Genomic DNA, 24,844 nt, shown 5'->3' with positions numbered 1-24,844 from the left:
ATTTCGCACCATTTCAGTGCTCTCCATGGCATAAAACGCACCAGATTAGTGCATTGCATCACCAATGGTGCATACTGCACATGAGTAAAACCCACGCTATCAGGCGATTATTTCGTTTTTAAAAAGTTGGCATAGTTTTCGCTTTAGTCTACACAAGGCGAAATCAAGCCAGGTTCCACTGATTCATTCCACGATGACGACAATGATAAATCCGGGAGAGTTAAGTATGTCCGCTGAACACGTTTTGACGATGCTGAATGAGCATGAAGTGAAATTCGTAGACCTGCGTTTCACTGACACCAAGGGTAAAGAACAACACGTCACCATCCCTGCTCATCAGGTAAATGCCGACTTCTTCGAAGAAGGCAAAATGTTTGACGGCTCCTCAATCGGTGGTTGGAAGGGCATCAACGAATCTGACATGGTACTGATGCCAGACGCCAGCACAGCAGTTCTGGACCCATTCTTTGAAGAATCCACGCTGATCATCCGCTGTGACATTCTCGAACCAGGCACTATGCAGGGCTATGACCGCGATCCACGTTCCATCTCAAAACGTGCAGAAGATTTCCTGCGCTCTTCCGGCATCGCAGATACCGTGCTGTTCGGGCCAGAACCTGAGTTCTTCCTGTTTGATGATGTTCGCTTCGGCAGCAGCATCCGGGGTTCCCACGTAAGCATTGATGACATCGAAGGCGCCTGGAACACCAGCACCAAATACGAAGGCGGCAACAAAGGCCATCGTCCAGCAGTAAAAGGCGGCTACTTCCCAGTACCACCGGTTGATTCTTCACAAGATATCCGTTCTACCATGTGTTTGACCATGGAAGAAATGGGTCTGGTGGTTGAAGCTCACCACCACGAAGTGGCTACCGCAGGCCAAAACGAAGTGGCTACCCGCTTCAACACCATGACCAAGAAAGCCGACGAAATCCAAATCTACAAATACGTGGTGCACAACGTGGCTCACGCATTTGGTAAAACCGCAACCTTCATGCCAAAACCGATGTTTGGCGATAACGGTTCCGGTATGCATTGCCATATGTCGCTGTCCAAAAACGGCACCAACCTGTTCGCAGGTGACAAATACGGCGGCCTGTCTGAAACTGCCCTGTTCTACATCGGCGGTATCATCAAGCACGCTAAAGCGATTAACGCTCTGGCTAACCCAACCACCAACTCATACAAGCGTTTGGTTCCAGGCTATGAAGCACCGGTGATGCTGGCTTACTCAGCCCGTAACCGTTCAGCTTCTATCCGTATTCCCGTGGTTGCCAGCCCGAAAGCACGCCGTATCGAAGCGCGTTTCCCCGATCCGGCGGCTAACCCATACCTGTGCTTCGCTGCACTGCTGATGGCTGGCCTGGATGGCATCATCAACAAAATCCATCCTGGCGATGCCATGGATAAAAACCTGTATGACCTGCCACCGGAAGAAGAAGCTGAAATTCCAAAAGTGGCTGGCTCACTGGATGAAGCGATGGCTGCACTGAATGAAGATCGTGAATTCCTGACTCGCGGTGGCGTATTCACTGATGACGCTATCGATGCTTATATCGAACTGCGTAAAGAAGAGATGGATCGTGTTCGCATGACGCCACACCCAGTAGAGTTCGAACTGTACTACAGCGTTTAAGTTTTTTTGTTGCCGTGGAAACTTTTAGCCCATCTTCGGATGGGCTTTTTTCTCCAGCGTATTTTCTGCAAAACTATTTCATACCGCAACAGTGCGGGATGGAGTAGGATGGATGCACTAAAAAGGTGCAGGAATTTACTGTGCCTTGAAAGATGAAGGGCATATATGGCAACTGGCAAACTGCCCGACGCTGGGCAGATCCTCAATTCTCTTATCAATAGCATCCTGTTGCTGGATGAAACTTTGGCCGTTCACTATGCCAACCCGGCGGCACAACAGCTATTGGCTCAGAGTTCACGTAAACTTTTCGGTACACCACTGCCTGAGCTACTGGGTTATTTCTCGCTGAATATCGCTCTGATGCGTGAGAGCCTGAATGCGGGCCAGGGTTTTACCGATAATGAAGTTACTCTAGTGGTTGATAGCCGTGCGCATATCCTTTCCCTGACCGCCCAAGCGCTGCCGGAAGGTTTTATCCTGATCGAATTGGCCCCGATGGATAACCAGCGCCGCCTAAGCCAGGAACAATTACAACACGCCCAACAGGTTGCAGCGCGCGATCTGGTACGCGGATTGGCGCATGAAATCAAGAATCCGCTCGGTGGGTTACGTGGCGCAGCTCAGTTGCTGGCCAAAGCGTTGCCCGATCCGGCACTGACTGAGTACACCAAAGTAATCATCGAACAGGCCGATCGGCTACGTAATCTGGTGGATCGCTTGCTGGGGCCACAGCGGCCTGGTCAGCATATTACCCAGAGTATTCACCAGGTTGTAGAACGTGTTTGCCAATTGGTGTCGCTGGAAAAACCGGATAACGTCACGCTGGTGCGTGATTACGACCCGAGCCTGCCAGAGCTGGTGCACGACCCTGAACAGGTGGAGCAGGTTTTGCTCAACATCACGCGCAACGCCCTGCAAGCACTCAGGGAAACCGGTGGCACCATTACGTTGCGCACGCGAACCGCCTTCCAAATTACCCTGCACGGTTCTCGCTACCGGTTGGCAGCACGCATTGATATTGAAGATGATGGCCCTGGTATACCCGCGCAGCTGCAAGACACTCTTTTCTACCCCATGGTCAGTGGGCGCGAAGGCGGTACTGGCCTGGGGTTATCTATCGCCCGTAATCTTATCGATCAGCATTGCGGAAAAATTGAATTTAACAGTTGGCCAGGGCATACCGAATTTTCGGTTTACCTGCCTATTCGCCAGTGAGGTTTGCTATGCAACGAGGGATAGTTTGGATAGTCGATGACGATAACTCCATCCGCTGGGTGCTTGAACGTGCGCTCACTGGAGCTGGTATGAACTGCGCCAGCTTTGAGAGTGGCAATCAAGTATTGGAGCAACTTGCTACGCAAACTCCCGACGTGCTGCTTTCTGACATCCGTATGCCGGGTATGGACGGTTTGGCCCTGCTCAAGCAGATAAAACAACGCCATCCTATGCTTCCGGTCATCATAATGACTGCACATTCGGATCTGGATGCGGCCGTTAGCGCTTATCAGCAAGGGGCCTTCGATTATCTGCCGAAACCTTTCGACATCGACGAAGCCGTCGCACTGGTAGAGCGCGCCATCAGCCACTACCAGGAGCAGCAGCAACCGGCGCGCAGCCAACCGGTCAGCGATCCGGCAGCAGATATCATTGGCGAAGCGCCAGCGATGCAGGATGTGTTTCGTATTATCGGCCGCCTATCACGTTCATCGATCAGCGTGCTGATCAACGGGGAATCGGGAACCGGTAAAGAACTGGTGGCGCATGCCTTGCACCGCCACAGCCCACGCGCTAAATCTCCGTTTATCGCCTTGAATATGGCAGCGATCCCCAAAGACCTGATCGAATCTGAGCTATTCGGCCACGAGAAAGGCGCGTTTACCGGCGCTAATCAAATCCGCCAAGGGCGCTTTGAACAGGCCGACGGTGGCACGCTGTTTCTGGATGAAATTGGTGATATGCCCTTGGATGTGCAAACTCGTTTACTGCGCGTGCTGGCAGATGGTCAATTTTATCGCGTTGGGGGCTATGCGCCCGTCAAAGTGGATGTGCGTATTATTGCTGCCACTCACCAGAACCTTGAATTGCGAGTGCAAGAAGGCAAGTTCCGTGAGGATCTGTTCCACCGCTTGAACGTGATCCGTGTGCATCTGCCACCACTGCGTGAACGCCGGGAAGATATCCCGCGCCTGGCGCGCCACTTCTTGCAAGTTGCAGCAAAAGAGCTGGGCGTGGAAGCAAAAAACCTGCACCCGGAAGCCGAAACCGCCCTTACTCGCTTGCCTTGGCCCGGTAACGTGCGCCAATTAGAGAACACCTGCCGTTGGTTAACGGTGATGGCCGCAGGGCAAGAAGTCTTGATTCAGGATCTGCCAAGCGAGCTGTTTGAGAGCGCAACCCCAGAAGCCGCGGGCCATAGCCTGCCGGACAGTTGGGCCACCCTGCTGGCACAGTGGGCCGATCGCGCGCTGCGTTCCGGTCATCAAAATCTGCTCTCAGAAGCCCAGCCAGAAATGGAAAGAACCCTGCTCACCACCGCATTACGGCACACCCAAGGGCACAAACAGGAAGCTGCCCGCTTGTTGGGATGGGGCAGAAATACGCTAACCCGTAAACTGAAGGAATTAGGGATGGAGTAATCTGTGTACTTTGGTAAAAACGCAATCAAGCGCACAAAAAACAAGCTATTTACGGCTTTACAGGGCGTACCGTCGCAGTATGATTATTGGCGCAAACCCTGGAGGCTTACATGCTGGATTCTCTTATCATCTTTATTAGCCACGCAGACGTCAGCTCTACCGTCAGCCATACGCCACAGACTGCCGTTGCTGCGGTACTGTGTGCCGCACTGATCAATTTCTTCAGTTAAAATAATAGCCGCATCAGCGGCTATTATTTTAACTATCAAATCACTCGTGAAAACTGCTGAGCACGCGCCTGTTTGCGCAGATAAATGTCAAAACACATACAGATATTGCGAATCAGCAAACGCCCGCGCGATGTAACACGGATACCCTGCTCATCACGCTCCACCAGCCCATCCTGTTCAAACGGTACCAGCAACGCCAGATCTTCCGCAAAGTAATCCACAAACGAGATACCATATCGCTGCTCAATTGGCTGATAACTCAGTTGGAAATTGCAAATCAAGGTTTTAATCACGTCACGGCGCAGACAGTCGTCTTCTGTCATCGCCAGACCACGCCATAGCGCATTCCCACGTTCTTCCACATTGGCGTAATACACCTTCAACTCTTTTTGGTTCTGAGCATAACTGTCACCAAGCATACTGATAGCAGAAACCCCCAAGCCAAGCAGGTCACTATCACCCTGAGTCGTGTACCCCTGGAAGTTGCGGTGCAAATTGCCTGCACGCTGGGCAACCGCCAGTTCATCATTCGGGCGAGCAAAGTGATCCATACCGATAAACTGATAACCCGATTCAGTCAGCGAGGCGATGGTTTGCTGCAAAATATCGAGCTTCTGTTGCGCCCTCGGCAAATCAGCATCTTTGATTTTACGCTGAGCGGCAAAAAGGTTCGGCAAATGTGCGTAGTTGAATACGCTTAGACGATCCGGGCTCAGCTCAGCCACACGCTGCAATGTGAAAGCAAAACTTTCCGGCGTCTGTTTCGGCAGGCCGTAAATCAAATCAATATTGGTAGAACTGAACCCCAGCGCTTTGGCACGGGCGATCAGCGCGAAAATAAAGTCTTCATCCTGTTCACGGTTAACCAGACGCTGCACTTCTTTATTGAAGTCCTGCACTCCCATACTCAGGCGGTTAAACCCTTCAGTACGTAAATGATCCAGTACGTCCAGCTCAATTTCCCGCGGATCAACCTCGATCGACATTTCTGCCTCTGGCAGGAAATCAAAGTGCTGGCGCAGCATGGCCATCAACTGACTGATTTGCGGTTTATCGAGGTAAGTCGGCGTACCGCCCCCCCAGTGCATCTGATTGACCTTGCGGCCATTAAACAGCGGCGCCCGTGCGGCAATCTCCTGCTCCAGCACCGCCAGATATTCATCAGCTTTATGGGTTTGGCGCGTCACCAGCTTATTGCAGCCGCAGAAATAGCAGAGCTTATGGCAGAAGGGAATATGCACATACAGCGACAGTGGGCGCTCAGGATAACGTACAGCCGCCCATTGAAACGCGGCTTCATCGTAACTCTGGTTGAACTCCAGCGCGGTTGGGTATGAGGTATAACGCGGCCCTGAATAGTTATATTTTTGGATTAGGGCCAAATCCCAGACTATCGCCTGCTCTGACATGCTCGCTCCTTCCGAACACCCCTTTATCTTTTAAGCCGCTGATGAATTAATCACCTGCAACTTAAAATCTGTTGGGTTTCTTTTTCCTACCGGGCCGGGAAATGGGTAATTGCCTACGCTGTCTGGCCACGGCAGCACTGCGAAAGCGCGCTTTGCGTTTCGACAGCCGCCATAGTTTACCGAATAACCACAGTAGATAACATGTCAACAGTAGGGCTATTGTCAGGATCAACCACATATCACGTTAAAATACGTCTTTTGGGTTACCGCTTTTCAGCAGTTTTAGGATGTCTTCCTGCTTTTCTTCCACTTCGTCGTCTTCATCACCCAATTCGATGCCCAATTGCTCCATCAATGCATCAATACGATCCAGGGTGTGATCAACGTAAGCCTGATCTTCCGCGCTCAGCGTTTCACCATCATCCAGGCGTTCCAGTAACGCATCCAGACGCTCATCATTTTCCAGCTTCGCCAGTTCTTCTTCCGGCGACAGGCGCAGTTTGGTTTCTGCCTTTGGCTTTGGCTGAGGTTTGGCCTTCGCTTTAGTTTCAACTATCAGCGCTACTGGTACTTTGCTGCCAATACGCGGATCTTTAGGCTGTGCCTCTGCTTTATTTTTCTGGTTGGCAGACTCAACCTGAGTGCGGGAACCTGAAACATGACCTCGGCGTTTTTTAAGGCGCTTACGCTCACGGGCTTCTTGATCGAGCTCTACACGGCTTTTCTTTTTATTTTTTGGCGCTGCTGCTTTGCTGCGTGGGGCGCGAGGTGTTTTTGATGGCTGGTTCATGGCGTGTGCTCTTAGGTATGTAGATTCAGTATATACCCGTCGCCTTTCAAACTGCACCTAGGCAGCAACTTGAAATTCATTGGGTATAAAGTTGCTATATGATTGCGGCGAAATCTAGCAGAAAGCAGACAAAGAAAAAAGGCGGCAGGTTTAACCTGCCGCCTATTCACACCTTCAATCGAAGGACAACCTTACTACGCGCTCCATGCGCACACTCAACATCCCGGTTTTTCCATCTGCTATAAACGCATTCCCTGCAACGGCACACCGTCCTGGAAAAAAATTCGTCCCTAGTGCAATCCGTTTGCTTTCACTCTTCCTGAGTGTATTTTCCATATGCATCCAAATTGCAGCAACTTCATCATCCATTACTATTCATACACTCCGGTATAAATAGTTCCAGCTCCATCTGGTATCATCCTGGTACTCAAAGCACACCCTGTGCATTCCTTGAGATTTGTCATCCTTCTTGGATGTTCCTATTTCCTTTGCGTCCTGCCTTGTGAACTACTTTACGCTTTCAACGGCTGTACTCAAGATACCTATGGTAGGCTTACAGCAATATCTTCGTCGTATAAATTTTAATTTACTGTTTTAAAAATGAAAATTTTAAAACAGCCTCTAAATAAAGCGACATTGCCCTCTATTGGAATGGCAAATGTCTTACATGATAGAAGCCAATTGACCCGGATGGACTGCTCACTAAAACGCATAAAAACCGAGAAACACACCATTTTAATGCTGATACAGTTATAATCGCCCACCAAATAGAGCCATCCTCACGGAGACGAAAACATTGACCAGCAAGAATTACAACTATCATGTGACCCATTTCGTCACCAGTGCGCCTGATATTCGCCACCTTCCAGAGGATGCAGGTATTGAAGTGGCGTTTGCTGGCCGTTCCAATGCCGGTAAATCCAGCGCATTGAATACCCTGACTAATCAGAAAAGTTTGGCTCGCACCAGTAAAACCCCAGGCCGTACTCAGTTGATCAATCTGTTTGAAGTGGAAGAAGGCATTCGCCTGGTTGATCTGCCAGGTTATGGCTATGCAGAAGTTCCTGAAGAAATGAAACGCAAATGGCAGCGGGCGCTAGGGGAATACCTACAGATGCGTAACTGCCTGAAAGGCTTGGTGGTGCTGATGGATATCCGCCATCCGCTGAAAGACCTCGATCAGCAGATGATTCAGTGGGCTGTTGATGTCGGCACTCCAGTGCTGGTGCTGCTGACCAAAGCCGATAAGCTGGCTTCCGGCGCACGCAAGGCACAGCTCAATATGGTACGTGAAGCCATATTGCCATTTATGGGCGATATCCAGGTTGAAGCCTTTTCCTCACCAAAAAAGATTGGTGTCGACAAACTAAGCCAAAAGCTGAATACCTGGTTTAATGAGATCCCACCCGAAGTATTGCCAGAAGAGGACTAAATCAGCGAGGAATATAACCGCTGATTGAGTAAAAACACCGATGCTGAAACATCGGTGTTTTTATCTTATGGCTACTAGCCACTGCACCATGCTTTATGTTGTTGCCTAACTACATTTCTGACTGAAAACTAACAAACCAATCAGCAGAGTAACGTTGAAAGAGGAGCGAATCAGTAGTTATCGATGGGAAAGTGACGACAAGAGAAAGATAAGCAAAAACCGGTGTCTGGCCTTGGTTTATACAATAAAAAACGCCCCAGTCAAAATTGACTGGGGCGGCTAATATTCAGCCAAATCCGATTACGTGAAGTAAAAGGTCTGAAAGATAGAACATCTTACCTCTGTACCCTACATCTGTAACTTTACATCATTTTTTCACGGCACAAAAGAATTTTTTGTAGTTTATTTACATATTTTTTAGCTAATAACGGCGATGCAGGGGAAAAATCGCCGTATATTGTAGCTTAATTACAGAAAAATATTTAGGTTACCCCCGTTAAATGAAATGCCGCTCAGGAACCCCACGAATAAGACCATCAATGAGCTTCATCCCAGTTTTTACCCACTCCCACATCCACTTTAAGCGGCACCGCCAGTTTCATACTGTTTTCCATCAGTTCATGAATACGCTGGCTAGCCTCTTCAATCGCTGATTCATGTACCTCGAACACCAGTTCATCATGTACCTGCATGATCATACGCACTAACGGTTGTTCCTGCCCTTGTAGCCAGTTATCCACTTCAATCATCGCACGCTTGATAATATCCGCTGCGGTTCCCTGCATTGGAGCATTAATCGCAGCCCGTTCAGCCGCTTTGCGGCGCATAGCATTGCTGGAACGTACATCTGGCAAATACAGACGACGGCCATCTAACGTGCTGACATAACCCTGCTCCGAAGCTTGCTGGCGAGTACGCTCCATATATTCCAACACGCCAGGATAACGTTCAAAGTAGAGATCCATATAACGCTGGGCTTCACTACGTGGGATACCCAATTGGCGCGCCAAACCAAACGCACTCATACCGTAAATCAGGCCAAAGTTAATCGCCTTAGCACTGCGGCGTTGTTCGCTGGTTACTTTATCGAGCGGTAAACCAAAGACTTCGGCCGCAGTCGCACGGTGAATATCCTTACCTTCAGCAAATGCCTTCAACAAACCTTCGTCCTGAGACAGATGCGCCATGATACGCAACTCAATCTGCGAGTAATCGGCAGCGACAATACGGTAACCCTCTGGTGCAATAAACGCCCGACGGATACGACGGCCTTCGTCATTACGCACCGGGATATTCTGCAAGTTTGGATCGCTGGATGACAGGCGGCCAGTGGCCGTCACCGCCTGGTGATAAGAAGTATGCACCCTTCCGCTAACTGGGTTAATCATCAGCGGCAACTTGTCGGTATAGGTGGTTTTCAGTTTCGCCAAACCACGATATTCCAGCAGCACCTTCGGCAACGGATAATCAAGAGCCAGTTCGGCCAAAACCTCTTCATTGGTTGAGGGAGCACCACCCGGCGTCTTCTTCAATACTGGCAACTTTTGCTTTTCGTACAAAATGGCCTGTAGCTGCTTGGTTGAAGCCAAATTAAATGGTTCTTCTGCCAGTTCATGTGCTTGTACCTCAAGATCGGCCAAGCGTTTAGCCAGCTCTTGGGAATGCGCCGCCAGAATATTTTGATCAATCAGCACACCGGTTCGTTCCATGTGGGAAAGAACTGGCAACAATGGGATTTCAATTTCATTGAATACCCTCAGCAAACTTTCGCTTTCTTTCAGCTGTGGCCACATTGCTAAATGTAACTGTAGCGTCACGTCAGCATCTTCTGCGGCATAAGGTGCTGCTTGCTCAAAAGCAATCTGATTGAAAGTTAGCTGGTTTTTCCCTTTACCGGCAATCTCTTCGAAAGTAGTGGTTTTATGACCAAGATAACGATCGGCCAGGCTGTCCATATCATGCCGACCACTGACACTGTCCAATACGTAGGATTCAAGCATGGTGTCATAAGCAATACCACGCAGATCGATGCCATAGCGCGCCAGCAAGCTCTTGTCGAATTTCAGATTCTGCCCAACCTTTAACGCCTTTTCGTCTTCCAGCAGCGGCTTCAGGGCAGCCAATACATGGGTACGATCCAACTGTGCTGGCGCATCAAGGTAATCATGGGCAACCGGCAAATAAGCCGCCATGCCAGGTGCAATAGCAAAAGACAACCCTATCAGATTGGCAGTCAAGGTATCCAAACCATCGGTTTCGGTATCAAAAGCAAACACCTCTGCTTTTTTCAGACGCTCGATCCAGTCAACAAAGGTTTCTTCATCAAGGATAGTGACATAGCCTTCTTGCGATAACGTAGCTGCCTTTGGCGTTTCAGCTAACGCAGCAGGTTTTGCCGCCGCATTTGCTGCTTTACGGCCATTATCTTTGTTTTCCAACCAAGTACCAGCTTCAACGTCTGCCATCCAGCGTTTAAATTCGTATCGTTTAAACAGCGCCTGCAACTGATCCACATCCGGTTGGCTCATTACCAGCTCACCGCAACTCAGCTCCAACTCAACGTCGGTTTTAATCGTCGCCAGCTTATAAGAAAGGTAAGCAATGTCTTTATTCTGCTCCAGCTTGGCAGCCATAGTTTTAGCACCACGGAAACTCAACCCCGCAATGCTATCAAGATTGGCATAAAGCGTATCTAGCCCCCCCAACCCTTGTAACAACGCCTGAGCAGTTTTCTCACCCACGCCCGGCACGCCAGGAATGTTATCCGACGAATCCCCCATTAGCGCCAGAAAATCAATAATCAACTCTGGGGGAATACCGTATTTATCACACACCTCCTGTGGGCCAAGGATGGTGTTATTCATGGTGTTAATCAGTGTGATATTTGACGTCACCAATTGCGCCATATCTTTGTCACCGGTGCTGATCAACACCGCATGGCCGGCCTGTTCCGCCTCTCTTGCCAAGGTTCCGATCACATCATCCGCCTCCACGCCGGGCGTGACCAGCAGCGGTAACCCCATGGCCTTCACCATTTGATGCAAAGGCTCAATCTGCGCACGGAGATCGTCAGGCATGGGTGGCCGATGTGATTTGTATTCGGCAAACAGCTCATCACGGAAGGTTTTACCTTTGGCATCAAATACCACCGCCACGTGGCTTGGAGCATATTGCAAAAGCAGGCTGCGCAGCATATTCAGCACACCGTACATTGCCCCGGTCGGCTCACCCGCTGAGTTGGTTAGCGGTGGAAAAGCATGATAGGCACGGTAGAGGTAAGAAGAACCATCTACCAGGATTAATGGGTTTTCTGCAATCTGGGCCATAGCGTTTCTTTTTCATGAAAGGACTGAGGTAAGCATGCCATAGCTAGCCTCTGGTGACGAACCTTAGTGTGCATTACAGGTAAATTTGATGGGATTATGCGAAGCAATCCGCAAGATTCAGTCTGTGGATAACTTTGTGCATAAAAAAGATAACGAATTATAACAACACGTTTGTTATTATAACTGGGTAAGAAATTTCCATTTAAATCACAGTGTTAAAATAAAGTATTTTTTACTTTGCTATTAATGATCTTTCAAACAATTTGTGGATATTACTTGAGGCTGATTTTAACCGCACAAATAATCAATTTTGACACCTCAATTACCTTAGCACAGGATTAAAACTTTGCCTGAGTGCATATGACAGAAAACTATTTTTTCTGGTTAACACACTGACTATTCGCAGCATTATCTTCTCCTGATTTCTGTTAAAATATCTCTACACTCTAAATAGTTCAAGTTGCAGAAAGACAACAAACGACTCTCATAGAGTGAACCTCAACCATGAGGTTCATAATCGATAGCTCTGTGATTGCAATGAGCAACAAAGCCAACGCATATGCAACTTGAAGTGCAACGAGTATATGACAATGTTTCATCAATCAGCAGTACTTAACTCATGCCAAAAATGTTAGCTCCCATCATTCTTATTTTTTCTTCGTTGCTTGCTATTGCAGTGACGGCGTTATGCTCTCTCCCCATCGCTTTAGCGGGTATTATTAAGCTACTGATTCCCATTCCCACTCTTTGGCGACATATCTCCACTTTTGCCGACGGTGTGATGTGGTGTTGGTGCCAAAGCTTGGCACTGCTGCTAAAAATTAACCCACGTATACAATGGGATATCGAGGGACTAGAAGGGCTGGAAAAAAAACATTGGTACTTGCTGATCAGTAATCATACAAGCTGGTCAGATATTGTTGTGCTGTGTGTGCTATTCCGTAATCATATACCTATGAATAAGTATTTCCTCAAACAGCAACTGGCTTGGATACCCTTTGTTGGCTTGGCTTGCTGGGCACTGGATATGCCATTCATGAAACGCTATTCACGCTCTTATTTGCTGAAGCATCCAGAAAAACGGGGCCAAGATATCGAAACAACACGCCGTTCCTGTGAGAAGTTCCGCCAACGTCCAACCACTATCGTCAATTTCGTTGAAGGCTCACGCTTTACGGAAGCAAAAAAAATTAAAACTCATTCACCTTATCGCAATTTACTGGTGCCTAAAGCGGCTGGCATTGCTTTTACGCTCAGCGCACTCGGTAGCCAGTTTGATAAAATACTGAATGTTACCCTACTCTATCCAGATAACCATACGCATCCATTTATAGATATGTTGTGTGGCCGGTTGCAACGTATTGTAGTAAAAATTGAATGCCTGCCGATTGATAGAAACCTACACGGGGACTATTTCAACGATAAACTGTTTAAACGTAAATTCCAGCTTTGGCTGAACACACTATGGCAGGAAAAAGATCGTTTACTGGATAAGATTAAACACAAATACAACTAAAAAAACGCCGGGTTAACCGGCGTTTTCCATTTATTAAAACGTTATTTCTGCTCGCTCAGGAACTTAACCACATCAGCAAATTGCTTCGCGTAAGCTTCTTTTGAGCTGGCATCCAAACCATCGTTTTTAACCATATATTTGCCGTTAACAAATACTGCTGGCACACCACGCAGTTGCAAATCTTCAGCCGCTTTCTCTTGCTGAACTACCAGAGATTTCACCACGAAACTATTCAGCGCTGCGTCGTAATCTTCTGCTTTCACACCCGCTTTCACAAATACGTCACGAATATCATTCGGTGTTTGTATCGTTTGTGTTTTTTGTATGGCTTCAAACATGGGTTGAGTGATCTTATCTTCCACGCCCAACGCGATCGCCACAGCCCACGCCTGAGTCAATTGTTTACCCAATGGCCCCAGGAACTCCACATGATATTTGGTCATTTTAGTGCCAGCTGGCAAGGCTTGCTTCACACTATCAGAAACATGATAAACCTCTTCAAACTGGTAGCAGTGCGGGCAGTAGAAAGAGAAGAACTCCAATACCTGTGGTTCACCGGTCACCGGTTTGTTCAAAGTGACATACTGAGTACCTTCGCTGAATTGCGCAGCAGAAGCACTGAACGCCATCATCAGGCCAACAAGTGTTAACCATATTTTATTCATAAGACTAAACTCTCCATTATGTTTAAAGCTTCAATACATGGGTATCAGCTGCAGAGGGGGTTCCTGCAACAGCTTAACCTGTTCGGTAAATATCGCAGTTTGAGATAACCAGAAATCAGACTCCGCCATCCAAGGAAAACTTTTGGGAAATGCCGGATCCTGCCAACGACGTACTACCCACGCCAGGTAATACACCATGCGCATTGCCCGTAGCGGCTCAATCAATGCCAATTCACGCTGATCAAATTCGGTAAATTCACTATAGGCCTCCAACAAGGTATCCAGTTGCATCAGTTGCTCACGGCGTTCACCGTGCAACAACATCCACAAATCCTGCACTGCTGGTCCATTACGTGCATCATCCAGATCAACAAACAGTGGCCCATCACGCCACAAAATATTGCCCGGATGACAATCACCATGCAACCTCAGCGGCTGCCAATCTGACAGCCAATGCGGTTTTATTGCAGCAATCAGGTGATCCGTGGCGCTCAAAAAAGTATCGCGCAGGACCTTAGGTACCAGCTCACAACCAGCCAGAACCGCTTGGGGAGCCGTGAGATACTCTTCAATTCCAATAGTAGGACGCTCTACAAACAAATTTTTGCTACCAACTTGGTGAATACGCCCCAGAAAACGCCCAACCCATTCCAGTTGCTCAAGATTGTCTATCTCATATTGTTGGCCACCTACACTCGGAAACACAGTAAAAAAAAATCCTGCATACGTATGTAAAGTGTTTCCCTGTAACATCAACGGCGCAACTGCCGGTATTTCAGCCTGGGATAAATCAAGGGAAAATTGATGTTCTTCACCAATTTGTCCTGCATTCCAACGCTCTGGCCGATAAAATTTCACTACATAACGATTACGATCTTCATCCACAAATTGATAAACGCGGTTTTCATAACTGTTCAGCGCCGTCAACCCAGAATCAACACGTAAACCCACCTCTTCTAAAGCATCCATAATCAAATCAGGAGAAAGGGTTTTAAAATTAAAAGCGGAGTTATTCATAACAGCCATTCAATTCGCCAAGTGACAACACAGTATCAAGTATGAAAAATAGTAGCACTAATTACCGCAATAGGCTGACTGCCTCATAAATGTTAGTCTTTGATGACACCACGAGCACGCAGTAAGGCAGTTTTGAAATCTTCTTCATAATCTTTCTTCAAACCAGGGATCTGCTCTGTACCTGCACTGCCACGCATTTTAAGGTGATAAATCAAGATATCATCGCTCAAATCCACAAGCTCGCCCTGAAAACCCGCTTCTTGTGCCAGCTTTTGCAGAAATTGAATCAGATTGAGATCCGGCTCCTGTTGCCAAACCGGGTGAAGCAATTCGATCAATTCGTTTACGCGATGCGTTTTCATAGCAATATCATCCAATGACGTGAAGAAACCCACAAAGTATCAGGCTTATTCACCCAGTGAAAGAACCTGCGTGTCAATAAAGGTAAATCCTGATGTCTGACCTGGTTTAACGTTACAATCAGGGTATTAGCGATGCCATAGGGTAATGGTTATGCACATAGAAATAACCGGCGTTATTCTGGCTGGTGGGCGCTCTACGCGCATGAAAGGTAAAGATAAAGGCTTGGTTCAACTGGGCGATAAAGCACTGTACCAACACGTATTAGCTCGATTAACCCCGCAAGTAGGTAACGTTATCATCAGTGCAAACCGTAACCAGCGACACTATAGGGAAAGTGGTTTGCCCGTGGTGGGTGACCTGACAGCAGATTTTTCTGGCCCGTTAGCAGGTATATTGGCAGGGCTCCACTATGCCAGTACCGAATGGGTGGTCAGTGCCCCTTGCGATGTGCCAGATTTCCCTCACGATCTGGTTGAGCAGCTATGGTTGCATAAAGGCACCGCTCTGGCGGCCTATGCCAGCGATGGCAAACACATACACCCTACACTGGCATTGCTGCATACTAGTCTGATTGATAACTTAACAGATTATTTAAATAGGGGTGAACGTAAACTAATGTTGTTTATGGAGGCCATCGGTGCGCAGCAGGTTGTGTTCAATAACCAACAACAGGCATTCTGTAATTTAAATACGCCTGAAGATTGCCAGCAATGGTTACAGAAAAAAGGAATGGTTGATGGCTAACTTATTGCCCCCCTTGCTCGCTTTTGCTGCTTATAGCGGGACAGGAAAAACAACGCTGCTCAAACAATTGATCCCTCTATTGAAACAGCAACAGATACGGATTGGGCTGATTAAACATACCCATCATGATATGGATGTTGATACACCAGGCAAAGACAGTTACGAATTACGTAAAGCGGGCGCCAATCAAACATTAGTGGCCAATAATCAGCGCTGGGCACTGATGACGGAAACGCCCGAACAGCAATCGTTGGATTTAACGTATTTGGCTGGCAGGTTTGACAGCGGCAAAGTAGATTTGATTCTAGTGGAAGGATTCAAACATGAACCTATCAGTAAAATCATTCTTTATCGTGAAGAAATAGGAAAACCACTTGAAAGTATGATGGATAAATATGTTATTGCAGTGGCCAGCGATAAAAAGATAGAAGGCATAACATGTCAATTGAACATCAATAACCCAAAAGAGATTGCCATATTTATCACACAATGGCTGAAGCAGATAAAAGCATAAGTAGAATTATGAACCAGCCCGTATTCTGCCTTCACCGCACAGCAAAAAGCCCCATGCTTTCGCATGGGGCTTTCCACTTGTTTGATGCCTGGCAGTGTCCTACTCTCGCATGGGGAGACCCCACACTACCATCGGCGCTACGGCGTTTCACTTCTGAGTTCGGCATGGGGTCAGGTGGGACCACCGCGCTATTGCCGCCAGGCAAATTCCATTTAATCAACCCGCTTCACTTTCGTAAAGCCAGTCAATCCAATCCGGGAACATCGCTGAATATCAAAACTCACTACTCTCTTGTCTCTCAACAAAACACCTTCGGTGTTGTAAGGTTAAGCCTCACGGTTCATTAGTACTGGTTAGCTCAATGCATCGCTGCACTTACACACCCAGCCTATCCACGTCTTCGTCTCAAACGTTCCTTCAGGGAGCTCAAGGCCCCAGGGAAGACTCATCTCGAGGCGAGTTTCGTGCTTAGATGCTTTCAGCACTTATCTCTTCCGCACTTAGCTACCGGGCAGTGCCATTGGCATGACAACCCGAACACCAGCGGTGCGTTCACTCCGGTCCTCTCGTACTAGGAGCAACCCCTCTCAATCTTCCAACGCCCACGGCAGATAGGGACCGAACTGTCTCACGACGTTCTAAACCCAGCTCGCGTACCACTTTAAATGGCGAACAGCCATACCCTTGGGACCTACTTCAGCCCCAGGATGTGATGAGCCGACATCGAGGTGCCAAACACCGCCGTCGATATGAACTCTTGGGCGGTATCAGCCTGTTATCCCCGGAGTACCTTTTATCCGTTGAGCGATGGCCCTTCCATTCAGAACCACCGGATCACTAAGACCTACTTTCGTACCTGCTCGAGCCGTCACTCTCGCAGTCAAGCTAGCTTATGCCTTTGCACTAACCTCACGATGTCCGACCGTGATTAGCTAACCTTCGTGCTCCTCCGTTACGCTTTGGGAGGAGACCGCCCCAGTCAAACTACCCACCAGACACTGTCCTCACCCCGGATTACGGGGCAAAGTTAGAACATCAAACATTAAAGGGTGGTATTTCAAGGTTGGCTCCATGCAGACTGGCGTCCACACTTCACTGCCTCCCACCTATCCTACACATCAAGGCTCAATGTTCAGTGTCAAGCTATAGTAAAGGTTCACGGGGTCTTTCCGTCTTGCCGCGGGTACACTGCATCTTCACAGCGAGTTCAATTTCACTGAGTCTCGGGTGGAGACAGCCTGGCCATCATTACGCCATTCGTGCAGGTCGGAACTTACCCGACAAGGAATTTCGCTACCTTAGGACCGTTATAGTTACGGCCGCCGTTTACTGGGGCTTCGATCAAGAGCTTCGCCTTGCGGCTAACCCCATCAATTAACCTTCCAGCACCGGGCAGGCGTCACACCGTATACGTCCACTTTCGTGTTTGCACAGTGCTGTGTTTTTAATAAACAGTTGCAGCCAGCTGGTATCTGCGACTGGCTTCAGCTCCAGGAGCAAGTCCTTTCACCTACATGCCAGCGTGCCTTCTCCCGAAGTTACGGCACCATTTTGCCTAGTTCCTTCACCCGAGTTCTCTCAAGCGCCTGGGTATTCTCTACCTGACCACCTGTGTCGGTTTGGGGTACGATTCTGTGTTACCTGGAGCTTAGAGGCTTTTCCTGGAAGCTTGGCATCAACCACTTCGCCACCGTAGTGACTCGTCATCACGCCTCAGGGTTGAATAAGAGAACGGATTTACCAATTCTCTCCCCCTACACGCTTAAACCGGGACAACCGTCGCCCGGCCAGCCTAGCCTTCTCCGTCCCCCCTTCGCAGTAACACCGAGTACGGGAATATTAACCCGTTTCCCATCGACTACGCTTTTCAGCCTCGCCTTAGGGGTCGACTCACCCTGCCCCGATTAACGTTGGACAGGAACCCTTGGTCTTCCGGCGAGCGGGTTTTTCACCCGCTTTATCGTTACTTATGTCAGCATTCGCACTTCTGATACCTCCAGCGGCCCTCACAGACCACCTTCAACGGCTTACAGAACGCTCCCCTACCCAACAACGCCTTAGCGTCGCTGCCGCAGCTTCGGTGCATGGTTTAGCCCCGTTACATCTTCCGCGCAGGCCGACTCGACCAGTGAGCTATTACGCTTTCTTTAAATGATGGCTGCTTCTAAGCCAACATCCTGGCTGTCTGTGCCTTCCCACATCGTTTCCCACTTAACCATGACTTTGGGACCTTAGCTGGCGGTCTGGGTTGTTTCCCTCTTCACGACGGACGTTAGCACCCGCCGTGTGTCTCCCGTGATAACATTCTTCGGTATTCGGAGTTTGCATCGGGTTGGTAAGCCGGGATGGCCCCCTAGCCGAAACAGTGCTCTACCCCCGAAGATGAGTTCACGAGGCGCTACCTAAATAGCTTTCGGGGAGAACCAGCTATCTCCCGGTTTGATTGGCCTTTCACCCCCAGCCACAAGTCATCCGCTAATTTTTCAACATTAGTCGGTTCGGTCCTCCAGTTAGTGTTACCCAACCTTCAACCTGCCCATGGCTAGATCACCGGGTTTCGGGTCTATACCTTGCAACTAGACGCCCAGTTAAGACTCGGTTTCCCTACGGCTCCCCTATTCGGTTAACCTTGCTACAAAATATAAGTCGCTGACCCATTATACAAAAGGTACGCAGTCACCCCATTAAGAGGCTCCCACTGCTTGTACGTACACGGTTTCAGGTTCTGTTTCACTCCCCTCGCCGGGGTTCTTTTCGCCTTTCCCTCACGGTACTGGTTCACTATCGGTCAGTCAGGAGTATTTAGCCTTGGAGGATGGTCCCCCCATATTCAGACAGGATGTCACGTGTCCCGCCCTACTCATCGAACTCACAACCTGTGCATTTTGGTGTACGGGGCTATCACCCTTTACTGCGCGACTTTCCAGACGCTTCCACTAACACACAGGCTGATTCAGGTTCTGGGCTTTTCCCCGTTCGCTCGCCGCTACTGGGGGAATCTCGGTTGATTTCTTTTCCTCGGGGTACTGAGATGTTTCAGTTCCCCCGGTTCGCCTCATGACACTATGGATTCATGTCATGATAGTGTGTCGAAACACACTGGGTTTCCCCATTCGGGTATTGCCGGTTATTGCGGTTCATATCACCTTACCGGCACTTTTCGCAGATTAGCACGCCCTTCATCGCCTCTGACTGCCTAGGCATCCACCGTGTACGCTTAGTCACTTAACCTCACAACCCGAAGGTGTCTTCTGTAAACAGAGAACACATCGTGCTGTAAACATTTGAGAGACTCTCTGACAGGGTACTCCTTATCCCCATAACTCTACGGCGGGACAAGTTTCAGCTGTCAGGTTTCAATTTTCAGCTTGTTCCAGATTGTTAAAGAGCAAAATACGTCGCAGTATACTGTTGCCAGTACACTCTGAAGTATCACCAAGGACGTTATGGTGGAGCTAAGCGGGATCGAACCGCTGACCTCCTGCGTGCAAGGCAGGCGCTCTCCCAGCTGAGCTATAGCCCCATACGTCACGTGCAAAAACCTTTATGGGTACCAACTCAACCAAGAGTCAATCGTTACTCAGGCAAGGCATGCGAAAGGGACGTTCACTTTCGGTAAACGACCACGCGCATAACGCAGCATAAGTACAAATTTGGTAGGCCTGAGTGGACTTGAACCACCGACCTCACCCTTATCAGGGGTGCGCTCTAACCACCTGAGCTACAAGCCTATAAAGGGTTTTCTGCTCGTTACTTTCATCAGACAATCTGTTGTGAACACTCACGCAACCAATATCGTTCGGTAAGGAGGTGATCCAACCGCAGGTTCCCCTACGGTTACCTTGTTACGACTTCACCCCAGTCATGAATCACAAAGTGGTAAGCGCCCTCCCGAAGGTTAAGCTACCTACTTCTTTTGCAACCCACTCCCATGGTGTGACGGGCGGTGTGTACAAGGCCCGGGAACGTATTCACCGTAGCATTCTGATCTACGATTACTAGCGATTCCGACTTCATGGAGTCGAGTTGCAGACTCCAATCCGGACTACGACGTACTTTATGAGGTCCGCATGCCTTCGCAGGGTAGCTTCTCTTTGTATACGCCATTGTAGCACGTGTGTAGCCCTACTCGTAAGGGCCATGATGACTTGACGTCATCCCCACCTTCCTCCAGTTTATCACTGGCAGTCTCCTTTGAGTTCCCGGCCTAACCGCTGGCAACAAAGGATAAGGGTTGCGCTCGTTGCGGGACTTAACCCAACATTTCACAACACGAGCTGACGACAGCCATGCAGCACCTGTCTCACAGTTCCCGAAGGCACCAATCCATCTCTGGAAAGTTCTGTGGATGTCAAGAGTAGGTAAGGTTCTTCGCGTTGCATCGAATTAAACCACATGCTCCACCGCTTGTGCGGGCCCCCGTCAATTCATTTGAGTTTTAACCTTGCGGCCGTACTCCCCAGGCGGTCGACTTAACGCGTTAGCTCCGGAAGCCACGCCTCAAGGGCACAACCTCCAAGTCGACATCGTTTACAGCGTGGACTACCAGGGTATCTAATCCTGTTTGCTCCCCACGCTTTCGCACCTGAGCGTCAGTCTCTGTCCAGGGGGCCGCCTTCGCCACCGGTATTCCTCCAGATCTCTACGCATTTCACCGCTACACCTGGAATTCTACCCCCCTCTACAAGACTCTAGCCTGCCAGTTTCGGATGCAGTTCCCAGGTTAAGCCCGGGGATTTCACATCCGACTTCACAGACCGCCTGCGTGCGCTTTACGCCCAGTAATTCCGATTAACGCTTGCACCCTCCGTATTACCGCGGCTGCTGGCACGGAGTTAGCCGGTGCTTCTTCTGTGGGTAACGTCAATCAGCACACCTATTAAGCATGCTGCCTTCCTCCCCACTGAAAGTGCTTTACAACCCTAAGGCCTTCTTCACACACGCGGCATGGCTGCATCAGGCTTGCGCCCATTGTGCAATATTCCCCACTGCTGCCTCCCGTAGGAGTCTGGGCCGTGTCTCAGTCCCAGTGTGGCTGGTCATCCTCTCAGACCAGCTAGGGATCGTCGCCTAGGTGAGCCATTACCCCACCTACTAGCTAATCCCATCTGGGCACATCCGATGGCGTGAGGCCCGAAGGTCCCCCACTTTGGTCCGTAGACGTCATGCGGTATTAGCTACCGTTTCCAGTAGTTATCCCCCCCCATCGGGCAGTTTCCCAGACATTACTCACCCGTCCGCCGCTCGCCGGCAAAGTAGCAAGCTACTTCCCGCTGCCGCTCGACTTGCATGTGTTAGGCCTGCCGCCAGCGTTCAATCTGAGCCATGATCAAACTCTTCAATTAAAAGCTTGATGTGCTGCAACACGTGCAGCGATGCTCGAAAATCAACGTTTGTAATAATTCACTTCAATGAATTACTGCTTGGTCACTCTTCAAGACTTGATATTTTTTGCCACCGAAGTGGCTGGATATCGTCTTGTGAGTGCCCACACAGATTGTCTGATAAATTGTTAAAGAGCGTGGTTACCGGTTTGTTTCTCGGTAACGCGGGAGGCAGATAATACGCTTTCCCGCTGAAGAGTCAACCTTTTTTCTCTGTTGAGAGACGATGTTGTCACCGGGTTGCCCCTTCCTGGCTGGGCGGCTTTCTTTATCACAAGACGCCGTTGTTCCCGGTCAGTGGAGGCGCATTATAGGGCGTTCCTCGCCGGCCGCAACCCCTAAATTCAAAAAAGGGTTCAAGCGCGGATATTTTCAGCAAAACGCTGTACAAGCCAGCATTTTGCTCATTTTTTATGGAATCCCCATAAGAGCTAGCCTGTCGTAGAGTAAAATAAAAGATAATGAGGTAAGCCAAGGGTTCACAACTATGCAATTTAATGCTCAACAACAGGCCGCACAGCGAAATCTTTCTTATCTGTTGGCAGAAAAGCTTGGCCAACAAATTTTGGCAGGTGAATATAAAGCGGGCAGCATCTTGCCAGGTGAGATGGAGTTGGGGGAGCAATTTGGTGTTAGCCGCACTGCGGTACGGGAAGCCGTAAAAATATTGGCTGCCAAAGGTATGCTGTTGCCCCGCCCACGTATCGGGACGCGGGTAATGCCACAAAACCAATGGAACTTTCTCGATCAGGATTTACTGGCCTGGTGGATGACGAAGGAGAATTTCGACCAGGTCATGCAGCACTTCCTGATTCTGCGCACCACGCTCGAACCTCAAGCCTGTTCACTGGCTGCCGATAACGCCACTGCGCAACAAAAAACACAATTAACACACTTGATGCTGGAAATGCGCACATTGCACACCGATTTTGACCGCGAACGTTGGATTGAAATAGATACCCAATACCATCAGCTGATATACGAAGCCAGCGCCAATCCGTTTCTGATTTCATTCGCCAAGTTATTCAGTTCGGTTTATCAAAACTACTTTCGTGCGATTACCGATAACGAAGTGATTAAGCTGCAAAACCATCAAGCGATTGTCGATGCCATTGTGTCGGGGAACAGCGCCGCAGCACTGACTGCATGCCAAACCCTGTTACTTCCCGATTAACGGTGGCCAACGGAAGCACGCTCCACCAGTTCGGGCGTCAGTACCAGAACTTGAGCATCACGTTCTGGGTGTTGCAAGCGATTGATCAATGCATCAATGGCCAACTCCCCCAATGAATCTTTCGGTTGATGGATAGTACTGAGCGGCGGGGCCAGGTATTTAGCCAACTCGATATCATCATACCCCATGACGGCCATATCCTGCGGCACCATCAGCCTGGCCTGATACAATGCCTGATAAACGCCTACGGCCACCGCATCGTTTCCAGCAAATACCGCGTGCGGCGGTTCGGCCAACGCCAGCAGTTGCCGCATAGCCTGAACGCCCCCCTCAAATTCAAAATCACAATGCACTTCATAACCCGGCAGAATATCGAGCCCGGCACGGCACATCGCGCGGCGATACCCTTCCAAACGATGGCGTGCGGTGGTTTTATCCTGCGGGCCAGCAATGCAGGCAATTTTGCGATAGCCACGATCAATCAGATGATCGGTTGCCATTTCACCACCGAGCAATGAGTTATCCTGAATAATGTCGTTAGCCCCTTCAAACGGAGCCCAATCCATCATCACAATGGGTAAAGAAGGATAACGGCTGAGTGCGTCTGGTGATGGGCGATGGTTTTCAGTACACATCAATAACAAGCCATCGACACGTTTTTGCAACAGCGTTTCCATGCTGCGATTCATGCGCGCCGCATCTTCTTCGGTATTACACAGAATCAGGCTATAGCCACGTTCGTAGCAACTGCGCTCTACGCCACGCACCACTTCGGCATAAAACGGGTTATTACTGGAGGTAACCAGCATACCGATGGTACGTGTGGTATTGAGTTTCAGGCTGCGTGCCAAAGCAGATGGAGCATAATTAAGCTGTTCAACGGCCGCCATGACTTTGCTGCGCACGCTGTCGCTGACAAAGCGATTGTTATTGATAACGTGCGATACCGTTGAGGTTGAAACCCCTGCCAGCCGGGCAACATCTTTCATGGTAGCCAAAAGGATTACCCCTGTTGCAGCAGGAAGGCGTCAATCTCTGCACGCCAAGGTACCGAAGGTTGTGCACCCGCGCGAGTGACGGCAATTGCCGCAGCTGCATGGGCGAAACGCACAGCTTCATTCATTGCTTTACCTTCGAGTAACGCAGTAACCAGTGCGCCGTTGAACGTATCGCCAGCCGCAATGGTATCGACCGCTTTCACCTTAAAGCCAGGCACTCGTTTGCCGCTGCCATTTTCACTCAGCCAAACCCCCCGGCTGCCGAGTGTAATAATCACGCATCCGATACCTTTATCATGCAGCGCATTGGCTGCACGAGCAGCATCATTATCGTTATTAACAGCAATACCGGTCAGCCGCTGCGCTTCGGTTTCATTCGGCGTGATGATATCGATCATCGCCAGTAATTCATCCGGCAATTCGCGAGCCGGTGCCGGGTTGAGGATCACTTGCGTATGGTGCTGTTTTGCCAGTTTGGCGGCAGCAATTACCGTTTCGATGGGTGATTCAAGCTGCATCAGTAACGCCTCAGCATCGATCACTTTCTGCCGATGGTGATTGAGGTAATCGGGCGTCAGCGCTGCATTCGCGCCTGCGTCAATACCAATCACGTTTTCACCTTCCGCATTAACAAAAATCAGTGCAACACCGGTAGTACGGTGGGCGATAGCTTCAATCGATTGAGTATCAATACCATCGGTCGCCAGCTGCTGGCGAATACGCTCACCAATATCATCAGCCCCAACACAGGCGATAAACGCGATTTCCGCGCCACTGCGCCCGGCAGCCACAGCCTGGTTAGCCCCTTTGCCACCGAAAGCGACGTTATACTGCTTCCCGATCACCGTTTCGCCTGGGCGGGGAAACTGTTCGATATTGAGGATATGGTCGGCATTAATACTACCCAGAACCACCAGCTTTCCTGTTTCCATCACATTGATTCCTGAAATTGCGCACCACCATAACGCTGCGTTTTGATAGCGTGGATACCCGATAAACTTCACGTTGCC

General features: G+C 49.3%; 19 protein-coding genes, 2 tRNA genes and 3 rRNA genes. 9 read left to right on the top strand and 15 right to left on the bottom strand.

Annotated elements, in window-relative coordinates:
- The first annotated feature begins 226 nt into the window (after positions 1 to 226).
- The 4 genes from glnA to Z042_RS25855 all read left to right on the top strand — a co-directional run bounded on the left by glnA (position 227) and on the right by Z042_RS25855 (position 4,502).
- On the top strand, positions 227 to 1,636 hold the full coding sequence (gene glnA / locus Z042_RS04330) for a glutamate--ammonia ligase (protein ID WP_024913532.1): 1,410 nt from the start codon (positions 227 to 229) through the stop codon (positions 1,634 to 1,636).
- A 165-nt stretch (positions 1,637 to 1,801) separates the two neighbouring features.
- Positions 1,802 to 2,851, top strand: a complete 1,050-nt coding sequence (glnL, locus tag Z042_RS04325) for a nitrogen regulation protein NR(II) (RefSeq protein WP_024913533.1) — start codon at positions 1,802 to 1,804, stop codon at positions 2,849 to 2,851.
- Between the two features lie 8 nt (positions 2,852 to 2,859).
- Positions 2,860 to 4,272 carry a nitrogen regulation protein NR(I) gene (gene glnG, locus Z042_RS04320; protein ID WP_024913534.1) on the top strand — a complete coding sequence of 471 codons (1,413 nt, stop codon included), beginning with the start codon at positions 2,860 to 2,862 and terminating at the stop codon, positions 4,270 to 4,272.
- Between the two features lie 110 nt (positions 4,273 to 4,382).
- Positions 4,383 to 4,502: a YshB family small membrane protein gene (locus Z042_RS25855; RefSeq protein ID WP_154666877.1), complete on the top strand. Its 120-nt coding sequence runs from the start codon at positions 4,383 to 4,385 to the stop codon at positions 4,500 to 4,502.
- A gap of 35 nt (positions 4,503 to 4,537) precedes the next feature.
- Here the strand turns inward: Z042_RS25855 and hemN are convergent, their stop codons facing one another.
- The 3 genes from hemN to Z042_RS26475 form a co-directional block, all read right to left on the bottom strand.
- A complete protein-coding gene (gene hemN, locus Z042_RS04315; RefSeq protein ID WP_024913535.1) occupies positions 4,538 to 5,911 on the bottom strand; it encodes an oxygen-independent coproporphyrinogen III oxidase in 1,374 nt (457 codons plus the stop codon).
- A gap of 244 nt (positions 5,912 to 6,155) precedes the next feature.
- Entirely contained in the window at positions 6,156 to 6,701 is a 546-nt protein-coding gene (yihI, locus tag Z042_RS04310) for a Der GTPase-activating protein YihI (RefSeq protein WP_024913536.1), read from the bottom strand.
- A 174-nt stretch (positions 6,702 to 6,875) separates the two neighbouring features.
- Complete coding sequence (locus tag Z042_RS26475; RefSeq protein WP_024913537.1) at positions 6,876 to 7,070, bottom strand: hypothetical protein; 195 nt, start codon at positions 7,068 to 7,070, stop codon at positions 6,876 to 6,878.
- A 427-nt stretch (positions 7,071 to 7,497) separates the two neighbouring features.
- Here Z042_RS26475 and yihA point away from each other — a divergent pair, with 427 nt between their 5' ends.
- Positions 7,498 to 8,133: a ribosome biogenesis GTP-binding protein YihA/YsxC gene (gene yihA, locus Z042_RS04300; protein ID WP_037406985.1), complete on the top strand. Its 636-nt coding sequence runs from the start codon at positions 7,498 to 7,500 to the stop codon at positions 8,131 to 8,133.
- Positions 8,134 to 8,419: 286 nt separating this feature from the next.
- Here the strand turns inward: yihA and spfP are convergent, their stop codons facing one another.
- Together spfP and polA are read right to left on the bottom strand one after the other, a co-directional pair.
- A complete protein-coding gene (spfP, locus tag Z042_RS26930; protein WP_071892919.1) occupies positions 8,420 to 8,467 on the bottom strand; it encodes a small protein SpfP in 48 nt (15 codons plus the stop codon).
- 202 nt (positions 8,468 to 8,669) lie between these two features.
- Positions 8,670 to 11,459 carry a DNA polymerase I gene (polA, locus tag Z042_RS04295; protein ID WP_024913538.1) on the bottom strand — a complete coding sequence of 930 codons (2,790 nt, stop codon included), beginning with the start codon at positions 11,457 to 11,459 and terminating at the stop codon, positions 8,670 to 8,672.
- Positions 11,460 to 12,078: 619 nt separating this feature from the next.
- On the opposite strand from polA, the gene Z042_RS04290 reads away from it, so the two are divergent.
- Complete coding sequence (locus Z042_RS04290; RefSeq protein ID WP_024913539.1) at positions 12,079 to 12,975, top strand: acyltransferase; 897 nt, start codon at positions 12,079 to 12,081, stop codon at positions 12,973 to 12,975.
- Between the two features lie 41 nt (positions 12,976 to 13,016).
- Here Z042_RS04290 and dsbA read toward each other — a convergent pair whose 3' ends face one another.
- The 3 genes from dsbA to Z042_RS04275 form a co-directional block, all read right to left on the bottom strand.
- Entirely contained in the window at positions 13,017 to 13,640 is a 624-nt protein-coding gene (gene dsbA / locus Z042_RS04285; RefSeq protein ID WP_024913540.1) for a thiol:disulfide interchange protein DsbA, read from the bottom strand.
- Between the two features lie 30 nt (positions 13,641 to 13,670).
- The gene (locus tag Z042_RS04280) at positions 13,671 to 14,657 is read right to left on the bottom strand and encodes a serine/threonine protein kinase (RefSeq protein WP_024913541.1); all 987 of its coding nucleotides are present in this window, start codon (positions 14,655 to 14,657) and stop codon (positions 13,671 to 13,673) included.
- 92 nt (positions 14,658 to 14,749) lie between these two features.
- Positions 14,750 to 15,019 (bottom strand): YihD family protein, encoded by a 270-nt coding sequence (locus tag Z042_RS04275; protein ID WP_024913542.1) that lies wholly within the window; start codon positions 15,017 to 15,019, stop codon positions 14,750 to 14,752.
- Positions 15,020 to 15,170: 151 nt separating this feature from the next.
- Between Z042_RS04275 and mobA the strand changes: the two genes are divergently transcribed.
- Positions 15,171 to 15,764, top strand: a complete 594-nt coding sequence (mobA, locus tag Z042_RS04270; protein ID WP_024913543.1) for a molybdenum cofactor guanylyltransferase MobA — start codon at positions 15,171 to 15,173, stop codon at positions 15,762 to 15,764.
- Positions 15,757 to 16,278 (top strand): molybdopterin-guanine dinucleotide biosynthesis protein MobB, encoded by a 522-nt coding sequence (gene mobB, locus Z042_RS04265; RefSeq protein ID WP_024913544.1) that lies wholly within the window; start codon positions 15,757 to 15,759, stop codon positions 16,276 to 16,278. The genes mobA and mobB overlap by 8 nt, the downstream gene beginning before the upstream one ends.
- Positions 16,279 to 16,364: 86 nt before the next feature.
- Here the strand turns inward: mobB and rrf are convergent.
- From rrf to Z042_RS04240, 5 genes are all read right to left on the bottom strand, one after another.
- Positions 16,365 to 16,480: ribosomal RNA gene (gene rrf / locus Z042_RS04260) — 5S ribosomal RNA — on the bottom strand.
- A gap of 120 nt (positions 16,481 to 16,600) precedes the next feature.
- Positions 16,601 to 19,509: ribosomal RNA gene (locus tag Z042_RS04255) — 23S ribosomal RNA — on the bottom strand.
- Between the two features lie 216 nt (positions 19,510 to 19,725).
- Positions 19,726 to 19,801 (bottom strand) — tRNA-Ala (locus Z042_RS04250).
- A gap of 131 nt (positions 19,802 to 19,932) precedes the next feature.
- Positions 19,933 to 20,009 (bottom strand) — tRNA-Ile (locus Z042_RS04245).
- A gap of 72 nt (positions 20,010 to 20,081) precedes the next feature.
- A 16S ribosomal RNA gene (locus Z042_RS04240) occupies positions 20,082 to 21,623 on the bottom strand.
- Together the 16S, 23S and 5S rRNA genes with 2 tRNA genes alongside form the textbook arrangement of a ribosomal RNA operon.
- 526 nt (positions 21,624 to 22,149) lie before the next feature.
- Here Z042_RS04240 and Z042_RS04235 point away from each other — a divergent pair.
- Positions 22,150 to 22,836, top strand: a complete 687-nt coding sequence (locus tag Z042_RS04235) for a FadR/GntR family transcriptional regulator (RefSeq protein ID WP_024912954.1) — start codon at positions 22,150 to 22,152, stop codon at positions 22,834 to 22,836.
- Here Z042_RS04235 and rbsR read toward each other — a convergent pair.
- Both rbsR and rbsK read right to left on the bottom strand, forming a co-directional pair.
- Complete coding sequence (rbsR, locus tag Z042_RS04230; protein WP_024912953.1) at positions 22,833 to 23,834, bottom strand: ribose operon transcriptional repressor RbsR; 1,002 nt, start codon at positions 23,832 to 23,834, stop codon at positions 22,833 to 22,835. The genes Z042_RS04235 and rbsR overlap by 4 nt on opposite strands.
- A gap of 5 nt (positions 23,835 to 23,839) precedes the next feature.
- Positions 23,840 to 24,766 carry a ribokinase gene (rbsK, locus tag Z042_RS04225; RefSeq protein WP_024912952.1) on the bottom strand — a complete coding sequence of 309 codons (927 nt, stop codon included), beginning with the start codon at positions 24,764 to 24,766 and terminating at the stop codon, positions 23,840 to 23,842.
- Positions 24,767 to 24,844: the final 78 nt, after the last annotated feature.

This window comes from Chania multitudinisentens RB-25 (genome assembly GCF_000520015.2).
Lineage (GTDB): Bacteria > Pseudomonadota > Gammaproteobacteria > Enterobacterales > Enterobacteriaceae > Chania > Chania multitudinisentens.
Note: the sequence above shows the minus strand (reverse complement) of the source record. Positions and strands in the feature narration are given on the sequence as shown.